A 17,991-nucleotide genomic window follows, 5' to 3' on the forward strand; every position below is an offset into this window, starting at 1 on the left:
GTAAGGTATCCTCAGGTTGTGCCGACAACCTGAGGAACGTTTAGCGCAGATCCATTTTTACCGTCACATTGCCCTCAAATTCGCCGGGCGCTGGCGTTGCGCTGGTCGTGCTCACCGGTGCGGCTTTGATGTGTACCGCGCCGTTACCTTGCTCATCCATCGTCACCGGAAATTCAAAGGTGCCGTCCAGCGCAACATTTTGGTTGTCCTCACTAAAGATTCTCACTCCCAGGTCGTCTCTGCCGAGCATTTTGGCTATCAGGGGATCGCTGCTGTCTACAACCCCCTGGTCGGCGCTGAGCGTTAGCTTGATTCTGTCGGTATTTCCCACGGCGTTGCCGTCGCAGTGGTAAGAGATATCAACGTTTTTCAGGGCGTAGCCTTTGGGAGGCTGACCCCTGGTGACAAACTGTTTACTCACAATTTTCCCCAGATCAACCTCAATGGTGCTTCCGGCATTAATCGTACAGCTCAGCGGGGCAGAGAGTGAGCCACTCAGCCAGATATTTGATACGTGCTGTGCGCTGCCAGCGTCGCAGCTTCCTGAGTCAAAATAGAGACAGGCGTAGTTTTGCACGAGTATCGTTGGGGGAATGACTTCGATACCGAGAATGGGCTTTTTGATATAAAACGTGGCGGCGATAACATTCCATCTGAACGTTCGCTTCGCGGGGGCGGGCGCGCCAGGATGGGTGCTGTCGCTACAGACGCTGGCGGAACCTTCGGTGGGTTTCATTGACTCGATCACTTTCCCCATCGACGACACCGGCGTCGGATACTGGTTAATGCTGATCTGAATCAGGCCGGTACCGTCCAGAGAATTAACGGCATCGCTATAACCTGCAACATCAATATCTATGTTTTCAGTCAGATAACCGTACCCGGCGATACCGGCATTAAGCGGGCTTCCGGCCAGCGTCAATTCCATTATTGCCGTTGATTCAAACACATTGCCAGGGCATGTGCAGTTTGCCTCCATTTCAACGCCGTTCCCGACAATATGCTCATCAAATTTAACAATATTGTTGGCCGTGTTGTCGTTTGCGTTGATTTCGTTGCTGAACGTGACGCTGTAATACTGTGGCGCGGTAAAGCAGTCACGCAGAATGGTCGCGGCCTGGGCTGTTGCGGACGCCATCAGGCAAAGACCTGCTGCGGACAATGAAAGACGTGCGTATTTTCCCATTTTACTTAACATTTTGCGGTTCCTGCTGACAAGTCGCGCTGAGGTAATGGATGCCGGTCGGGCTGACCGCGTGGTGTTCGCTATTCAGCGTGATGTGGGCTGTGCATTGTTGATCCTGTGAATTTCCCCATTTGACGCTTAACTGAACGTCGTCGGCGACCCCGGCCAGGTAGAGCGTGCCCGTATCATCCACGATGCCGCTGATGGCGAGGGCGTCGACCGTCGCCATCGCGCCAAAAGGCACCGTCATGCCATTCGGGCGGGTTAATTTTATGAGCGTGCGATAACCGACATGCGCATCAAAAGCGGCGGAAACGGCGGCATTGCGCGAAGGAATCACCGTCACGGCGGTTTCACTGGTATCAACGTCCTCCGGCAGACTGCTGGTGTCGACGCGAATCCGGTTTTCCTGATAGGGGCTTAATGACGGGATGATGGCGTTGCCCTGCCAGTCAGTCTGAATGCCGCGCTGGTTTTGGAAGCGTACGCCCGATGCGCCGTTGGCGTTGACGATAGCAAACTGACTGCCTAAAGGCTGAGCCAGCGTGACACCGTGTGGATGGGCGACAATCGCACCGCTGACGCCGTAACTCAAGCGCTGCGTATCGTCAGAGGAGGTGTAGTAACCCGCATTGAGGTTGGCATATTGTGAGCGATAGCTACCGTATACGCTGCTGGTGTCTGCGCCGTCATGGTTGGAATGGCTCTGCTGGAAGGCGTAATTCAGGCGTTCATCGTCCAGCAGCGTACCGTTTAACCCGATATTTTGCTGGGTGTAGCCATGCTTGTTATTGCTGATGTTGTAGCTGCTCCAGGCTCCCGGTAGCCACTGACTTAACGGCACGCTGAAGCCGAAGGCGATCATCTGGTCGCTCTCTTCGCCGTTGCTTTTGCTGTAGGTATAAGCAAGGTGGACGCTGATATTTTTAATCGTGGTATTCAGGCCCGCCGAAATACTGCGCTCTTTGTAGGCGGTGCCCCAGTAATCCTGCTGATAACCGTTCAGGTAAAGGCTGGCGCCGGACACGTTCTGGCTTATGCTGGCCTGAATCCGGTTGCGTTTGTTAAAGCGAAACAGCAGATCATCTTCATGATCGTCGTACTTTTGATTCGCGTCGGCGAAACTGTAATAACCACGGGTAGAGTAGCGGTAGCTGGCCAGCGTAAAGTTCGTCTCCGTGGTGTCAATTTTCCCGGAGTAGAGCAGGCGATAAGACTGGCCGGTGTGCTGAGTGTCATCATCAAGCCGGGTTTTCGCCAGCGTCACATCGGCGGAAAGCGACCCGACGATGCCAAGGGAGAGGCCAGCCCCGCTGTTCATCGCCTGATAATCCTGCGCGGCGGTCACGCCGCCGAACAGCGTGACGCTATTGTTCAGGCCATAAATGAGGCTACCCTGCACGAAGTCCGGTTCATTTTGTTCGCTCCCGCTGTCTGCGCGATAGCGACCCGCGGTAACTTCATATTTCATATGCCCAGGACGCTGCATCACGGCGACGCTGGAATAAGGCTGGGTAAAGTGGCGCTCTGTGCCATCGGCCTCTTTTACCGTGACTTCCAGATCGCCGCTGTTGGTCGTGGAATAAAGGTCGTTAATTTCAAATGCGCCGGGCGCGACGTTTTGCTGATAGATGAGATAACCGTTCTGACGTACCGACACTTCGGCGTTGGAGCTGGCGATGCCGCGAATCACCGGCGCGTAGCCGCGCTGGCTGTAAGGCAGCATCTCTTCATCAGAGGCGATATTGACGCCACGGTATTGCAGACTGTCAAAAACGTCGCCCCGGGTGTTGCTTTCTCCCCCGGTAAACTGCGCTTTCAGGGCGTCAATATCGTGCTGCAAATAGGTGTTGATGGTTTCCCAGTGATGGCTGCCGTCAGTGTCGCTCCAGGTGGCGTAATTGCGCAGCCGCCAACCGCCGATATTGGTGCCGCTGCGCATATTCAGGTACTGGCTAGTGGTGTTGTTTTGCGTGTCGTCCTGGTTTTGTGAACCGGAAAAGGCGTAGTCGACAAAGGCGACGGGGACGCCGTCATCCCAGCGTGACGGATCAATATAGCCTTTACCCGTGCCGGCAATGGCGGCCTGCGGGATGCTAAGGCGCAGCGTCATAACGGAGAAATCAAGCGTTGCCAGCGCCTGTGGGATATACGCGCTCAGCGGTTCAGGCAGTGGCTTCGCCGCATTGAGTGCGGCTAATTCAGGATATTTATCGACCGCCACGCCCCATTTTCTTAGCATATCCGGCGTGAGCTGCGGCGTCAGTTCGCCGCCAGGCGTGCCGAGGTAGGTGATATCCGCATCATCCAGGCGCACATCGTTAATCATGACCCGGGAAGCGTAAACGCCGGGCAATTGCGCACTGGATTTAGAAAATAAGGAAAGATCGATATCCTGCTGCGTCAGCATATTCCCCTCCAGCGCAGAAGGCGAAAAGCGATACTCACGCGCGTTCGCGACACAGGAAGAGACCAGCAACATACCGCCAAGGCAACGCACCAGTGGGGTGAGACGCTGACGTAAAAGAGGTGGGCCAAAAGCCATAAGGTGGTTTAATCCCGAGCCAGAGTGACAGTATATTTGTCAGAGGCGTTGCCGTAATCCGTAATGCAACGCCAGCTAACGGTGTTTCCCGAGGCGCTTTTCGGCACCGGGATTTGCACGCTGGACCTGGGAGTGACCATATCGGCTTTCTCAAGTCTGGTGTTGCCGAGCAGCAGACTGTCAAAGATGCTGTGAAACGCGCCTTCATTGACCACCGTTAACATTTCGCCGCGACGAACAAAATGCAGGTTCTTGCAGGTCTCGGTGGGCGTACCTTGCAAGCCCTTCGGACGCCAGAACAATTTCAGACGCGTTTTGTAAATCAGACGCAACACGTTTTTATCATCGTCTTCTTTGGCTGTACCGGGAATTGTGCGCACATTCATGTAGAACAGGGATTCCCGGTCTGTGGGAAGCGCGGTTCCATTCCAGGCAATACGCAGGCTTTGTTCTTTCTGCGGGTCAAGACGGAACAGTGGCGGCGTGACAATAAAAGGCCCACGCGTTTTACCGTCGCCGGTATCGGACCATGACTGGATCAGCCACGGCAGTTCCTTCTCTTTATTGACCAGCGGAAGGGCGACCTCTTTTTTCCCTGCGTCATAAATAATGCGCGTGCGGCCAACCTGAATTCCAGCGGCATGGCTAAATGATGTTAATATTACAGGGAGGCATAATAAAACCTGAGATACAGTACGCATAACCTTAACTTATATTAAGTGGACATATAAAAGCGGGGGAGATAATAGTCCGGGTCCATTTTCGGACTATTATCAGATTCGCCTTCCTGAAATAAATCTGTTAATGCCAGAAGATGCTATGGATTTTATCAATGAGTAAAGTCAGGTTATTAACGATAAAGTATATTTACGGTCATGTCCGCATCGGCCGGGCCCGCAGTGACGGTTTGCGCGAATGATTTATAACGGGCATTGAAATTCGCCTGAACAGAGTCGCCCGTCAGAGTGGGTAATTCGATAAACACCTGTCCTTCTCCTCCATCCATTGTAATGAGTTGCGTGTCTTTATTTTCCGGGCTAACGGCAATACCGACCCCTGTTGCCGCCGTATCTCCGGCGGTAGTGATTTTACTGACATCCAGTAATGTCGAAGAACCTGTCAGGGCGGTTGTCCCGTTAAACGTTAACTGAACGGCGGGCAGACCGTCGCTTTTAAGTGGGCAATCCACTAATACAATGGAAAAGGGGGCAAGCGTTGATTCTGTTCCTGGAGTGGAAAAAAGCGAGGTGGGGTAAGTACCTAATGGCACGATGCTGTTCGTTCCATCATCACCCTGAATCTCACAACTGGGTTCGATAATTTGTCCTGTAAAGTGAATCGTACCGGCATCCATTTCGGCGGCGAAGATTCCCGTTGACGCCAGTGCCAGCAGTGCGCCTGATATAATATGTCCTCTTGCGTTCATAACTGTAGTTCCTTAATGGTGATATCCATGATATGAAATTGTTCAGTTTCAGATGGGATGAATTTATTGCAAATAGAAAACGGGGTCAATATTAAATTATATCTATATGTGTGAATTTAAAATATATTCTGTGAATCAATGAAGGCTATTATACCGTCAGTGTCGCCTGCTTTCTGTGCATAAATATTGTAATAAAGTATTTTTTCTCTGGTGAAAAGATAAATTGAAGAAATGAAAACCAGGTAATATATTTTAAAGACTTCTTTAATCTTGATGACAGAAAGCGAAATTAACCTCCGTAATACAGGTTTATATAAATGCTCATTGTATTTTATGTCAATGAAATGTGATCCCACTTCCCTTATTCCGAAAATAAGACGCCTGACCGGCAGAGAAAATCCGCTTGCTGACAAACAAGACAAAAAGAGGGCGTTATGGGGGCTATTCCGCCTATTGACTGCGGCGTGTTCTGGCATGATCGATGCAACGTAATGGCAGCAGGCGTATGCAGTGGCAGAAGAGAGCGACGACGACAAAACAGAAGCCCCCACACCCCACCGACTTGAAAAAGCGCGGGAGGAAGGGCAAGTCCCCCGATCGAAGGAGTTGACCTCACTACTGATTTTGCTGGTGGGCGTTTGCATTATCTGGATCGGCGGTGAGTCGCTGGCGCGTCGCCTGGCGGGGATGTTGTCGGCTGGGCTGCGTTTCGATCACAGCATGGTGAACGACCCCAATTTGATCCTCGGGCAGATTATTTTGCTGATTAAAGAGGCGATGATTGCGTTGCTGCCGCTCATCACCGGCGTTGTGCTGGTCGCGCTGATCTCGCCGGTCATGCTCGGCGGCCTGATTTTCAGCGGTAAATCACTGCAACCCAAATTTTCAAAACTGAATCCGCTATCGGGGATTAAACGCATGTTCTCCGCCCAGACCGGCGCGGAACTGCTGAAAGCAATCCTGAAATCGACGCTGGTGGGAAGCGTGGCGGGATTTTATCTCTGGCATCACTGGCCGGAGATGATGCGCCTGATGGCGGAATCTCCGGTTACGGCGATGGGCAACGCGCTTGATTTAGTCGGGCTGTGCGCGCTTCTGGTTGTACTGGGCGTGATTCCGATGGTGGCGTTTGACGTCGTCTTCCAGATCTTCAGCCACCTGAAGAAACTGCGGATGTCGCGTAAAGATATTCGCGATGAATTTAAAGAGAGTGAAGGCGATCCGCACATCAAAGGGAAAATTCGCCAGATGCAGCGTGCGGCTGCGCAGCGGCGCATGATGGAAGATGTGCCTAAAGCGGATGTCATCGTGACTAACCCGACGCATTACTCGGTTGCGTTGCAGTACGACGAAAACAAAATGAGTGCGCCAAAAGTGGTCGCCAAAGGCGCGGGACTGGTGGCGCTGCGCATTCGCGAAATTGGCGCGGAACATCGGGTGCCGACCTTAGAAGCGCCCCCGCTGGCGCGCGCCTTGTATCGGCATGCTGAAATTGGTCAGCAAATCCCCGGCCAGCTCTATGCCGCAGTGGCAGAAGTGCTGGCATGGGTATGGCAGCTCAAACGCTGGCGTCTTGCCGGTGGACAACGTCCTCCACAACCTGAAAATCTTCCTGTGCCTGAAGCACTGGATTTTATGAACGAGAAGAATACTGATGGCTAATCTGGTCGCGATGCTGCGCCTGCCCAGCAACCTGAAATCCACGCAATGGCAAATTCTTGCCGGGCCGATCCTCATCCTGCTGATTTTGTCGATGATGGTGCTGCCGCTGCCCGCCTTCATCCTCGACCTGCTGTTCACCTTTAATATCGCGCTGTCGATCATGGTGCTGTTGGTGGCGATGTTCACCCAGCGTACGCTGGAATTTGCCGCATTCCCGACAATATTGCTTTTCACCACGCTGTTGCGCCTGGCGCTGAACGTGGCGTCAACCCGTATCATCCTGATGGAAGGGCATACCGGCGCAGCGGCGGCGGGGAAAGTGGTCGAGGCGTTTGGTCACTTCCTGGTCGGTGGCAACTTTGCGATCGGTATTGTGGTGTTCGTCATTCTCGTCATCATCAACTTTATGGTTATCACCAAGGGCGCCGGGCGTATCGCGGAAGTGGGCGCGCGTTTCGTGCTGGACGGGATGCCCGGTAAACAGATGGCGATCGACGCCGACCTGAACGCTGGTCTGATTGGCGAAGATGAAGCGAAAAAACGGCGTGCTGAAGTGACGCAGGAAGCGGATTTCTACGGGTCAATGGACGGTGCGAGTAAGTTTGTGCGCGGGGATGCCATCGCCGGTATCTTAATCATGGTCATTAACATCGTGGGCGGCCTGCTGGTGGGGGTTCTGCAACACGGGATGGACATGGGGCACGCGGCGGAAAGTTACACCCTGCTGACGATCGGCGACGGCCTGGTGGCGCAAATTCCGGCGCTGGTGATCTCTACGGCGGCGGGCGTTATTGTCACCCGCGTAAGCACCGACCAGGATGTGGGCGAACAGATGGTGGGGCAACTGTTCAGCAACCCGAGCGTGATGCTGCTCAGCGCATCGGTTCTCGGCCTGCTTGGTCTGGTGCCGGGGATGCCAAACCTGGTGTTCCTGATGTTTACGGCGGCGCTATTGGGCCTTGCCTGGTGGCTGCGCGGGCGTGAACAAAAACCACCGGCGGAGCCGCAGGCCGTCAAGATGCCGGAAAATAATTCGGTGGTTGAAGCCACCTGGAACGATGTACAGCTTGAAGATTCGCTGGGCATGGAGGTGGGCTACCGCCTGATCCCGATGGTGGATTTCCAGCAGGACGGCGAACTGCTCGGGCGAATCCGCAGTATTCGTAAAAAGTTCGCCCAGGATATGGGCTTCCTGCCGCCAGTGGTACACATTCGCGACAATATGGACTTACAGCCAGCGCGCTATCGCATTCTGATGAAAGGGGTAGAAATTGGCAGCGGCGACGCCTATCCGGGACGCTGGCTGGCGATTAACCCTGGCACGGCGGCGGGAACGCTGCCGGGCGAACAGACTGTCGATCCCGCTTTTGGCCTGGACGCCATCTGGATCGAAAGCGCGCTGAAAGAGCAGGCGCAGATTCAGGGCTTCACCGTGGTGGAAGCCAGTACCGTCGTGGCGACGCATCTTAACCACTTGATTGGTCAGTTTGCCGCAGAGTTGTTTGGTCGCCAGGAAGCGCAGCAACTGCTGGATCGCGTATCACAAGAGATGCCAAAGCTGACGGAAGATTTGGTGCCTGGCGTTGTAACGCTCACGACCCTGCATAAAGTGTTGCAGAACCTGCTGGATGAAAAAGTGCCGATCCGTGATATGCGCACGATTCTGGAAACGCTGGCGGAACATGCGCCGTTGCAAAGCGATCCACATGAATTAACCGCCGTGGTGCGTGTGGCGCTGGGCAGGGCGATTACGCAGCAGTGGTTCCCGGGCAATGACGAAGTGCAGGTGATTGGTCTGGATACTCCGCTGGAGCGCCTGCTGTTGCAGGCGTTACAGGGCGGTGGCGGCCTTGAGCCGGGGCTGGCCGATCGCTTGCTGGCGCAAACCCAGGAGGCGCTGTCCCGTCAGGAAATGCTGGGCGCGCCGCCGGTTCTGCTGGTGAACCACGCGCTACGCCCGCTGCTGTCGCGCTTTTTACGCCGGAGTTTGCCGCAGCTGGTGGTGTTGTCGAACATGGAGCTTTCTGATAATCGCAACATCCGTATGACGGCGACAATTGGAGGGAAATAATGCGTAAATTACTCGGTTTATTGTTATTTCCGCTGGCGGTACAGGCCGCCGGAGAAGGGGCGTGGCAGGCCAGCAGTATCGGCATTACCCTGAACCATCGTGGGGTGTCGGCGTCGTCTGCTCCATTGTCGTCAGGCCAGCCGGTGTCCGGTTTAATGACGCTGGTCGCCTGGCGCTATGAACTGAATGGCCCGACGCCGGCGGGGCTTCGGGCGCGTTTGTGTTCACAGTCCCGTTGCGTGGAGCTGGACGGACAGAGCGGAACCACCCACGGGTTCGCGAATGTGCCTGCCGCTGAACCGTTGCGCTTCGTGTGGGAGGTGCCGGGCGGCGGGCGACTGATTCCCGCATTAAAAGTGCAGCGTAATCAGGTGATTGTGAACTATCGTTAACTCCCCGCGCCAACAGCAGCCAGCAGACAACGTGCTGGCTGCCTCACAATTTTGACCCCGTCTTTTGATTCAATAAAAACGCTGTTTTATAAATCGGTGACGCGCGTTGCCAGACTCTTTGTATTTTTGCCATCTCGTCTGATGGTGTGGCAAAAATGAAAAGGTTTCACTTTCTGTTAGCTTTTACTGTGGCCGTGTAAAAACTCCCTTTGGCGAAGCCAATATGCCGGGGGTCTCCCAACAATTTGCAGGGTTAACGGCATGAAAACACGTAAAATTGGATTGGCGAATTATTTAGCCTATGGTTCGGGCGATTTTCTGGGCGCAGGAACCACTGCATTAACCGCCGCATGGTTACTCTATTTCTACACGACCTTCTGTGGCCTTACGCCGATTGAGGCGACATTCATTTTCGCTGCCGCGAGGGTTCTGGATGCGGTCGTCAGCCCGCTGATGGGCTTTCTGACCGATAACTTCGGTTCGACCTGGTTCGGCAGACGCTTTGGCCGTCGTAAATTCTTTATTCTGCTTGGTATTCCATGCGTCTTTAGCTACTCGCTCATGTGGGTTGGCGATATGGGATTCTGGTACTACCTGCTGACTTATCTGCTGTTCGACATTGTCTACACCATGATTCTTGTCCCTTACGAGACGCTGGTGCCGGAAATGACCGATGACTTCAAACAGAAGACCCGGTTCTCCGGGGCGCGTATCTCAATGGCGCAGATGTCTGCGATTCTGGCCTCGTTCCTGCCGGGTATCCTGCTGACTGCCTTTGGTAAAGACAACCCCATTTCTTTTTTCTATGCCAGCCTGGTGTTCTCGGTGCTGTGCGCGCTGATGCTGACTTTTGTGTGGTTCTTTACCTGGGAGCGCCCGCGCGAAGAGTGGACGGAGGCGGCGCTGCGCGCGGAAGAAGAGAAGAAAAGCCTGACGTTCAGCCAGAGTATGAGTCGTTTGTTTGTTGAGCTGAGCTCGACGCTGCGCATCAAGATTTTCCGCCAGCATCTGGGGATGTATCTTGGGGGATATATCGCACAGGACGTCTTTAACGCCGTCTTTACCTGGTATGTTGTTTTTGTCCTGATGCAGGAAGCCTCACTGGCGTCGAATCTGCTCGGTACGATGGCTATCTTCCAGTTCATTGCGGTGATTGCCATGATCCCGCTGTGCATTCGCTTCGGGCCTGCGCCGTCATACCGGATGGTCGTGGTGCTCTTTGGTCTGAGTTCTCTCTCTTATGCCGTTCTTTATTATGCGGGCTTAAGCGATGTTTATTCGCTGCTGCTGCTGATCTCAGCGCTGGCGGGGCTTGGTCGCGGCGGGATCAACTATGTGCCGTGGAATACCTACACCTATATTGCCGATGTTGATGAGGTGATTACCGGTCAACGGCGGGAAGGGATCTTCGCGGGCATCATGACGCTGACCCGTAAAGCCTCTCAGGCCGGGGCCGTCATGCTGGTCGGGATTGTGATGCAGATGTCTGGTTTTGTCTCAGGGCAGAGCATACAGCCTGAAGCGGTCAGTCATACCATTCTGCTGATTCTGAGCTGCGGCACGCTGTCCGTGCTGGCCTTTGGTTTCCTGGTTTCTTTGCGTTTCAAACTGAATTTGCAAACGCACGGCACCCTGCGTGAAGAGACCGCCAAAATGCGTGAGTCGGGCCGGGTGATGCCGGAAGCCATCACGCCGCAGGCGCGTGCGACCGTCGAGATGCTCTCCGGTATGCCGTATGAATCACTGTGGGGTAACAACAATATTGGTTATCTGAACCGTAATAAACCTGCGGCGCCTTCGCTTCAACAGGGGGCTGCGCTGAATTCGACATTGAACAGAGGTTAAGGATATGAAAGTTTGGCCCGTCAAACACAGCCCATTATTACGTCAGCCGGAGCGATTTATCTCCCGGGAAGCGCTGCAAGCCTTGATTCAGACGGTGACGAACAATCTGGTCAATATCAGGGATGAGAGCGGACAATTTCTGCTGCGCCTGGACGATGGCCGGGTGATTGATACCAAAGGCTGGGCAGGATGGGAGTGGACGCATGGCGTCGGTCTGTACGGTATGCATCAGTATTATCAACAGACCGGTGATGAGAAAATGCGCGACATTATCGATAACTGGTTTGCCGAGCGTTTCGCCGAAGGCGCGACCACCAAAAACGTTAACACGATGGCGCCGTTTTTGACGCTGGCGTATCGCTATGAAGAGACGCGTAACCCGGCGTATCTGCCCTGGCTTGAGTCCTGGGCGGAGTGGGCGATGAATGAGATGCCGCGCACCGATCATGGCGGTATGCAGCACATGACGCTGGCGGAAGAAAACCATCAGCAGATGTGGGATGACACGCTGATGATGACGGTGATGCCGCTGGCGAAGATTGGCAAACTGCTCAACCGCCCGGAGTATGTGGAAGAGGCGATTTATCAGTTCCTGCTGCACGTACAGAACCTGATGGATAAAGAGACCGGTCTGTGGTTCCACGGCTGGAGCTATGATGGACATCATAACTTTGCCAGGGCTCGCTGGGCGCGGGGTAACAGTTGGCTTACCATCGTGATTCCAGATTTCCTGGAACTGGTCGATTTGCCGGAGAAGAACGCGGTTCGCCGCTATCTGATTCAGGTTCTGAACGCGCAGATCGCCGCGCTGGCAAATTGTCAGGATGAGAGTGGGCTATGGCATACCCTGCTGGACGATCCTGATTCCTATCTGGAGGCCTCGGCAACGGCGGGGTTCGCCTACGGCATTCTGAAAGCGGTGCGTAAACGCTATGTTGGGGCGGAATATGCGCAGACGGCTGAAAGCGCGATTCGCGGTATTGTGAAACACATATCGCCGGAAGGCGAGCTGCTGCAAACGTCCTTTGGTACGGGAATGGGGCACGATCTGGATTTCTATCGCGACATTCCGCTGACATCGATGCCGTACGGGCAGGCGATGGCGATACTGTGTCTGACAGAGTATTTGCGTAAGTATTTTTGAGAGGGACGCCCGATGGCGCTGCGCTTATCGGGCCTACGGTTCGACGCAGTTTGTAGGCCGGATAAGGCGTTTACGCCGCCATCCGGCATGTTGGCCGGTATATTCACCGTAGGCCGGATAAGGCGTTTACGCCGCCATCCGGCATGTGCTGTTATTGCGGCGCAAAAAGGTGATCCATGATTTGCCGCATCACCGGCGCGGCGGTCACGCCGCCGCTGCCGCCGTTTTCCAGAATCAACGCCACCGCGACTTTCGGGTTTTTATACGGCGCGAAAGCGGTGTAAAACACATGGTCGCGCAGACGGATAGGGATCATTTTCGCATTATAGGTCTGGTTTTCTTTCAGACTGAACACTTGCGAAGTGCCGCTTTTGGCTGCAATACCGTAGGGCGCGGTGTGGAAGAATTTATAACCGGTGCCGTTCGGCGCATTCGCCATACCAAACATCGCCTGTCGCACCAGCCCCCAATAAGGCGAGGCGGCATCGGCAATCTGCGTTTCCGTCTGAGGCGCCTGCCAGGGCATGACGGTCTTGCCGGACACTTCACTCTGAAGCAGGTGAGGGGCGATCACTTTCCCGTTGTTGATTAGCGCTACCATCGCTTTCACCATCTGGATCGGCGTGGCAATCCAGTACCCCTGGCCGATACCGACTGAAATCGTATCCCCCTGATACCAGGCTTTTTTATGTACTCTCTCTTTCCACTCGCGGCTGGGTAGCAGGCCGTTATACTCTTCATCCAGATCGATACCGGTGGGCTTACCGTAACCAAATTGACCGAGCATGGTGTTAATGCGATCGATCCCCATCATCCAGGCAACCTGATAGAAAAAGGTGTCGGCGGATTCTTCAATCGCTTTGGTGACATCCAGCATACCGTGGCCGGTTTTTTTCCAGTCGCGGTAATGGCGTTGCGTGCCGGGGAGCGTCCAGGTCGGCGCGCCGAAGAAGGTGGTTTGCGGCGTGATAACGCCGTTTAACAGCGCAGACATCGCGATATAAGGTTTCACCGTGGAGGCGGGCGGGTACAGCCCCTGGGTGACGCGGTTAATCAACGGCAGATCTTTATCATGCAGTAACCTGCCGTAATCCTGATGGCTGATGCCCTTCACAAACGGGTTTGGGTCATAGCTGGGCGTGGAGACCATCGCCAGCACTGAACCGTCGTGGGGATCTTCGACCAGCACTGCTGCGCGCTGACCGGCAAGCAGGCTTTCTATATATTCCTGTAGATGTAAATCCAGCGTCAGGTGGATGTCTTTGCCGGCAACGGGCGGGACATTTTTTAACAGGCGCACGATGCGTCCGTGGTTATCCACTTCGACCTCCCGGTAGCCCGTTTTGCCGTGCAGATCATTTTCGTAATAGCGTTCAATGCCCTGCTTACCGATGTTGTGATCGGCGGCATAGTTCTCAGCCAGACCTTTCTCATCCAGCGCTTTCAGGTCGCTGTCGTTAATCTTCGACACGTAACCGAGCACATGCGCCAGCTCCGCGCCGTAGGGGTACTGACGGTCTTCATAACTGTTGATCGTCACGCCGTTGAAATGGAACTGGTTAACGGAAAAGCGGGCAATTTCGACGTCCGACAGCGCGTTTTTCAATACCACCGGGCGATAGCGGCTGCCTGACTTCAACGCATGGTGAAAGGCCGCAATATCATCAGGCGTGAGATCCACGAGAGGGGTAAGCTGACGTAACAGCGCGTCCATGTCGGCAATTTTGTATGGGGTGACGGAAATATCATACCAGGTGATATTACGCACCAGCGGAATACCGTTGCGATCGTAGATGATGCCGCGCGTCGGGGCGACGGGCAGCATTTTGATGTCATTTTCGTTTGAACGGGTCGTGTAATACTGATGCTGACGGATTTGTAAATCGTAGAGATTGACAATCAGGACGCCAAAGCAGACAACCACCAGGCCAAAGGCCACTATCACGCGTCTCAGAAAGAGTTTTTCTTCCGCAGCAAAATCTTTAAACGTCATTGTCCACACCCGATAAATTCGCCGCCTAATAATACGGAGGCGTCACCGGCATGACAGACAAAAGATGTTCCATCTCTCTACGGAAATGTGTCATTCCTTGTGAGTCGTTACAAATTACAGTTAACGTAGCCGTTTCTCGTAGGCTGGATAAGGCGTTTACGCCGCCATCCAGCAAGGTGCGCCCTACCGCCTGATGGCGCTTCGCTTATCAGGCCTACGAGGGCGGTCATTCGGGAAAATAAAAAACCCGCGACATAGCGCGGGTTTTCACATCACTCGATGTGATTACATCCGTTCTACGGTCTCAATACCCAGCGTATCCAGACCCAGTTTCAGCGTTTTCGCGGTCAGTTGCGCCAGTTTCAGACGGCTGTTACGAACCTCTTCGTTTTCCGCGCTGAGGATCGGGCAGTGCTCGTAGAAGCCAGAGAACAAACCGGCAACGTCATACAGGTAGGCGCACATCACATGCGGCGTACCTTCACGCGCGACCACGGTCAGCGTTTCTTCGAACTGCAACAGGCGCGCAGCCAGTTGGGCTTCACGATCTTCACGGATAACGACCGGCGCGCTGGACAGGGCGCTCTCGTCAATCTCCGCTTTACGGAACACGGACAGCACGCGGGTATAGGCATACTGCATATATGGCGCGGTGTTGCCTTCGAACGCCAGCATGTTGTCCCAGTCGAAGATGTAGTCAGTAGTGCGGTTTTTGGAGAGATCCGCATATTTCACTGCGCCAATACCAACCGCGTTGGCCAGTTTTTCCAGCTCGTCGGCAGGCATATCCGGGTTCTTCTCGGCCACCAGACGGCGTGCGCGTTCCAGCGCTTCATCCAGCAGATCGGCCAGCTTCACCGTACCGCCCGCGCGGGTTTTGAACGGCTTGCCGTCTTTACCGAGCATCATGCCGAACATATGGTGTTCCAGCGGTACGGAATCCGGCACGTAACCGGCTTTGCGTACGATGGTCCATGCTTGCATCAGGTGCTGATGCTGGCGGGAGTCGATGTAGTACAGCACGCGATCCGCATGCAGCGTTTCATAGCGGTATTTCGCGCAGGCGATGTCGGTGGTGGTGTAGAGATAGCCGCCATCTTTCTTCTGAATGATCACGCCCATCGGTTCGCCTTCCTTGTTTTTATATTCATCAAGGAAAACAACGGTTGCGCCTTCGCTTTCAACCGCCAGACCCTGAGCTTTCAGGTCGGCGACGATGCCAGGCAGCATCGGGTTATACAGGCTTTCACCCATCACATCGTCACGGGTTAACGTAACGTTCAGGCGATTGTAGGTGATCTGGTTCTGCGTCATGGTGATGTCGACCAGCTTGCGCCACATGTCGAGGAAGTACGGGTCGCCGCCCTGTAGTTTCACCACGTAGTTACGCGCGCGCTCTGCGAACGCTTCGTCTTCATCGTAATGTTTTTTCGCATCACGGTAGAAACCTTCGAGGTCGGCCAGCGCCATTTCACCTGCATTTTCCTGCTGCTGTTTTTCCAGCCAGGCGATAAGCATACCGAACTGTGTGCCCCAGTCGCCGACGTGGTTAGCGCGGATAACGTGATGGCCGAGGAACTCCAGCGTGCGCACGGCGGCATCGCCGATGATGGTGGAGCGCAGGTGGCCGACATGCATCTCTTTCGCGACGTTAGGCGCGGAGTAGTCGATAACCACGGTCTGTTTCGCAGGCTTAGCCACGCCCAGACGCTCAGAAGCCAGCGCCTGTTGAACATGTTCAGCAAGAAATGCCGGGTCGAGGAAAATATTGATAAAGCCAGGACCTGCGATTTCAACCTTGCTGGCGATGCCGTTGAGATCCAGATGAGTCAGCACCTGCTCTGCAAGTTGTCGCGGCGCCATACCCAGTTTTTTAGCAACTGCCATCATGCCGTTGGCCTGATAGTCGCCGAACTGTACTTTTGCTGACTGACGAACCTGCGGTTCGCAATTTGCAGGCGCGCCTGCAACAATCATGGCCTGACTAACTTTTTCTGAGAGAAGAGCCTGAATATTCACCGGAATACCTTACGTGTAAGACGCGGATTAACTGAGTCCGCGCCAGTTTAAGAATTTAGGGCGGGAGTATACTGCAAATGCCCGTTGGCGTCAGCATTGCGCGCGCGCCGTATCGCTGGAAATATGCGCAATAAAATTATGCATAAGCATTCATTTTATATTCAAAGAAATCAGCGGTTGGTTGGCGATGCACAACAGAGTAAATTAGCGACTTTGTACACCGATAAGAGTTTTGATTATGGCGAACTGGCAGACTATTGACGAACTGCATGATATTTCCGCAGATTTACCGCGATTCACTCTGGCGTTCAGAGAACTTTCCACTCGCCTCGGTCTGGATTTCGCACCGCTTGAAGCCGATCACATTTCTTTGCGCTGCCACCAGAATGCGACCGCTGAGCGCTGGCGTCGCGGATTTGAACAGTGTGGCGCGCTGCTGTCGGAAAATATCATCAACGGCAGGCCGATTTGCCTGTTTAAATTACATGAGCCTGTTTGCGTCGAACACTGGCGGTTTTCGATTGTTGAATTGCCGTGGCCGGGTGAAAAACGCTACCCGCATGAAGGCTGGGAGCATATCGAAATTGTCCTCCCTGGCGAGCCGGAGAGCCTGAACGCGCGGGCGCTGGCGCTGTTGTCCGACGAGGGGCTGAGCCAGCCGGGCATTGTCGTGAAAACCAGTTCGCCGAAAGGGGCGCGCGAGCGTCTGCCGAACCCGACGCTGGCCGTGACCGACGGCAAGGTGACCATTAAATTTCATCCCTGGTCAATTGAGGCCATTGTGGCAAGCGAACAGTCAGCCGACTGACGTGACGCGCGAAAACGCTAAAAAGGAGTGAACATGGCGTTACTGGAGATCTGTTGTTACAGCATGGAATGTGCGCTCACCGCGCAGCAAAATGGCGCGGATCGCATTGAATTGTGCGCGGCGCCGAAAGAGGGGGGACTGACGCCGTCGTTGGGTGTGCTGCGCACGGTTCGCCAGCATGTTGCGATTGCGGTGCATCCCATTATTCGTCCTCGCGGCGGCGACTTCTGTTATAGCGATGGTGAATTTGCCGCAATGCTTGAGGATGTGCGTACCGTCAGAGAACTGGGATTTCCCGGTCTGGTTACTGGCGTGCTGGATGTCGATGGCAATGTGGATCTCGCGCGAATGGAGAAAATAATGGCCGCCGCCGGGCCGCTGGCCGTCACCTTTCATCGCGCGTTTGATATGTGCGCTAATCCATTCAATGCACTGAAGAATCTCGCGGATTTGGGTGTCGCCAGAGTGCTCACTTCAGGGCAAAAATCAGATGCGGTGCACGGTTTGCCAATAATTATGGAACTTATTGCGCAGGGCGATGCTCCAATCATTATGGCCGGAGCAGGGGTTCGTTCAGAGAATCTGCAACGTTTCCTTGATGCCGGGGTGCAGGAAGTACACAGCTCCGCTGGAGCGTGGCAAGCCTCACCAATGCGTTATCGCAATCATGGATTGTCCATGTCAACTGACGCACAAGCGGACGAGTATTCGCGCTATGCGGTAGACGGGGCGGCGGTTGCTGAAATGAAAGGAGTCATTGTGCGCCATCAGGCCAATTGATTTTTACCGTTGCATCATGTCGCCCAATATGATGCTTGCTCGTACCAGGCCCCTGCCATTTCAACAGGGGCCTTTTTTTGCGCTTTTTATGCCTGATGGCGGCTGTGCCTTATCCGACCT

13 protein-coding genes are annotated in these 17,991 nt (G+C 54.3%); 7 read left to right on the forward strand and 6 right to left on the reverse strand.

Going from position 1 to position 17,991, the window contains the following annotated elements:
- Positions 1 to 40 precede the first annotated feature (40 nt).
- The 4 genes from OGX84_RS13315 to OGX84_RS13330 form a co-directional block, all read right to left on the reverse strand.
- Entirely contained in the window at positions 41 to 1,198 is a 1,158-nt protein-coding gene (locus tag OGX84_RS13315; protein WP_286458071.1) for a fimbrial protein, read from the reverse strand.
- Positions 1,188 to 3,731 carry a fimbria/pilus outer membrane usher protein gene (locus OGX84_RS13320; RefSeq protein ID WP_286458073.1) on the reverse strand — a complete coding sequence of 848 codons (2,544 nt, stop codon included), beginning with the start codon at positions 3,729 to 3,731 and terminating at the stop codon, positions 1,188 to 1,190. Before OGX84_RS13320 ends, OGX84_RS13315 begins: the two co-directional genes overlap by 11 nt.
- An 8-nt stretch (positions 3,732 to 3,739) precedes the next feature.
- Positions 3,740 to 4,432, reverse strand: coding sequence for a fimbrial biogenesis chaperone (locus OGX84_RS13325; RefSeq protein ID WP_012131972.1), 693 nt, complete (start codon positions 4,430 to 4,432; stop codon positions 3,740 to 3,742).
- A gap of 149 nt (positions 4,433 to 4,581) precedes the next feature.
- On the reverse strand, positions 4,582 to 5,157 hold the full coding sequence (locus tag OGX84_RS13330; RefSeq protein WP_104868533.1) for a fimbrial protein: 576 nt from the start codon (positions 5,155 to 5,157) through the stop codon (positions 4,582 to 4,584).
- A gap of 510 nt (positions 5,158 to 5,667) precedes the next feature.
- Here OGX84_RS13330 and flhB point away from each other — a divergent pair.
- The 5 genes from flhB (at position 5,668) to bglB (ending at position 12,271) form a co-directional block, all read left to right on the forward strand.
- Positions 5,668 to 6,819, forward strand: coding sequence for a flagellar biosynthesis protein FlhB (flhB, locus tag OGX84_RS13335; protein WP_012131975.1), 1,152 nt, complete (start codon positions 5,668 to 5,670; stop codon positions 6,817 to 6,819).
- On the forward strand, positions 6,812 to 8,890 hold the full coding sequence (gene flhA / locus OGX84_RS13340) for a flagellar biosynthesis protein FlhA (RefSeq protein ID WP_012131976.1): 2,079 nt from the start codon (positions 6,812 to 6,814) through the stop codon (positions 8,888 to 8,890). Before flhB ends, flhA begins: the two co-directional genes overlap by 8 nt.
- Positions 8,890 to 9,282 (forward strand): flagellar protein FlhE, encoded by a 393-nt coding sequence (gene flhE / locus OGX84_RS13345; protein WP_012131977.1) that lies wholly within the window; start codon positions 8,890 to 8,892, stop codon positions 9,280 to 9,282. The genes flhA and flhE overlap by 1 nt, the downstream gene beginning before the upstream one ends.
- A 261-nt stretch (positions 9,283 to 9,543) precedes the next feature.
- Positions 9,544 to 11,127 carry an MFS transporter gene (locus OGX84_RS13350; protein WP_060815996.1) on the forward strand — a complete coding sequence of 528 codons (1,584 nt, stop codon included), beginning with the start codon at positions 9,544 to 9,546 and terminating at the stop codon, positions 11,125 to 11,127.
- Between the two features lie 4 nt (positions 11,128 to 11,131).
- Positions 11,132 to 12,271: a beta-galactosidase BglB gene (bglB, locus tag OGX84_RS13355; protein WP_047463157.1), complete on the forward strand. Its 1,140-nt coding sequence runs from the start codon at positions 11,132 to 11,134 to the stop codon at positions 12,269 to 12,271.
- Positions 12,272 to 12,422: 151 nt separating this feature from the next.
- On the opposite strand, the gene mrdA2 is transcribed toward bglB, so the two are convergent.
- Positions 12,423 to 14,264 carry a peptidoglycan DD-transpeptidase MrdA2 gene (gene mrdA2 / locus OGX84_RS13360; protein ID WP_286458075.1) on the reverse strand — a complete coding sequence of 614 codons (1,842 nt, stop codon included), beginning with the start codon at positions 14,262 to 14,264 and terminating at the stop codon, positions 12,423 to 12,425.
- Between the two features lie 285 nt (positions 14,265 to 14,549).
- Entirely contained in the window at positions 14,550 to 16,283 is a 1,734-nt protein-coding gene (argS, locus tag OGX84_RS13365; RefSeq protein WP_047463162.1) for an arginine--tRNA ligase, read from the reverse strand.
- A 238-nt stretch (positions 16,284 to 16,521) separates the two neighbouring features.
- Here argS and OGX84_RS13370 point away from each other — a divergent pair, with 238 nt between their 5' ends.
- Complete coding sequence (locus OGX84_RS13370) at positions 16,522 to 17,091, forward strand: VOC family protein (RefSeq protein ID WP_071258724.1); 570 nt, start codon at positions 16,522 to 16,524, stop codon at positions 17,089 to 17,091.
- 33 nt (positions 17,092 to 17,124) lie between these two features.
- On the forward strand, positions 17,125 to 17,871 hold the full coding sequence (cutC, locus tag OGX84_RS13375; RefSeq protein WP_104868536.1) for a copper homeostasis protein CutC: 747 nt from the start codon (positions 17,125 to 17,127) through the stop codon (positions 17,869 to 17,871).
- Positions 17,872 to 17,991 lie beyond the last annotated feature (120 nt).

The sequence above is a fragment of the Citrobacter sp. CK202 genome, from assembly GCF_030333225.1.
Lineage (GTDB): Bacteria > Pseudomonadota > Gammaproteobacteria > Enterobacterales > Enterobacteriaceae > Citrobacter_B > Citrobacter_B koseri.

Bases quoted from the DNA above. Each gene is read 5' to 3' on its own strand.
- OGX84_RS13315 (WP_286458071.1), bottom strand. From the start codon at position 1,198: ATGTTAAGTAAAATGGGAAAATACGCACGTCTTTCATTGTCCGCAGCA.
- OGX84_RS13320 (WP_286458073.1), bottom strand. From the start codon at position 3,731: ATGGCTTTTGGCCCACCTCTTTTACGTCAGCGTCTCACCCCACTGGTG.
- OGX84_RS13325 (WP_012131972.1), bottom strand. From the start codon at position 4,432: ATGCGTACTGTATCTCAGGTTTTATTATGCCTCCCTGTAATATTAACA.
- OGX84_RS13330 (WP_104868533.1), bottom strand. From the start codon at position 5,157: ATGAACGCAAGAGGACATATTATATCAGGCGCACTGCTGGCACTGGCG.
- flhA (WP_012131976.1), top strand. From the start codon at position 6,812: ATGGCTAATCTGGTCGCGATGCTGCGCCTGCCCAGCAACCTGAAATCC.
- flhE (WP_012131977.1), top strand. From the start codon at position 8,890: ATGCGTAAATTACTCGGTTTATTGTTATTTCCGCTGGCGGTACAGGCC.
- OGX84_RS13350 (WP_060815996.1), top strand. From the start codon at position 9,544: ATGAAAACACGTAAAATTGGATTGGCGAATTATTTAGCCTATGGTTCG.
- bglB (WP_047463157.1), top strand. From the start codon at position 11,132: ATGAAAGTTTGGCCCGTCAAACACAGCCCATTATTACGTCAGCCGGAG.
- mrdA2 (WP_286458075.1), bottom strand. From the start codon at position 14,264: ATGACGTTTAAAGATTTTGCTGCGGAAGAAAAACTCTTTCTGAGACGC.
- OGX84_RS13370 (WP_071258724.1), top strand. From the start codon at position 16,522: ATGGCGAACTGGCAGACTATTGACGAACTGCATGATATTTCCGCAGAT.
- cutC (WP_104868536.1), top strand. From the start codon at position 17,125: ATGGCGTTACTGGAGATCTGTTGTTACAGCATGGAATGTGCGCTCACC.